We start from the raw sequence: 571 nt of genomic DNA, 5'->3' as shown, positions 1-571 counted from the left end.
CCCACGGTGGCGCCCGGAGCCACATGATGGATGACATCGTCCCAGCTCAAGGGGTAGTCCTCTGCCAGGAGCGTGACCATGCGTTTGGCACGGGTGAGCCTCGCGTCCTTCGCCTTGGTGATCTCCTCGAGCAGGCCGGGGTGCGCCGGATCGTGGAGATAGCTGAGCAGATGGACGCTGATCCCCTCCCGGGTGCGGCACGAAATCTCTATCCCCGGCACGAAGGCCACCCCGAATTCGAGGGCGGCGACAGAAGCTTGCTCCCACCCGTCGGTGGAGTCGTGGTCGGTCAGGGCCACCACGTCCAGACCCGCAGCAGACGCTGAAGCGATCACTCCCGCGGGAGCCTCGGTCCCGTCGGAAACATTGGAGTGCGCGTGCAGGTCGATCTTCACTTTCCAAGCGTATTTGATTGGGGACGGCTTGGACCGTTTCGGCGTTGGCCTAGTGTCGGCCTTGATGGGACGATGGGACGGTGAACGATGCAGAAAACACCCAAAACGGTGAACCCACAGCCTCCCAGCCACTGGAGGAGCGCGTCAACAACCGCTCCCAGCGGCCCACATCCGAT

General features: G+C 63.6%; 1 protein-coding gene. It reads right to left on the bottom strand.

The window, feature by feature from the left end:
- Positions 1-395 (bottom strand): PHP domain-containing protein (locus AHiyo1_RS02385; RefSeq protein WP_113990556.1); only part of this gene is annotated, 395 nt, incomplete at its 3' end.
- Positions 396-571: the final 176 nt, after the last annotated feature.

The organism is Arthrobacter sp. Hiyo1, from assembly GCF_001263615.2.
GTDB lineage: Bacteria > Actinomycetota > Actinomycetes > Actinomycetales > Micrococcaceae > Arthrobacter.
The sequence above is the reverse complement of the archived record's forward strand: the minus strand, read 5'-3'. Positions and strand labels throughout refer to the sequence as shown.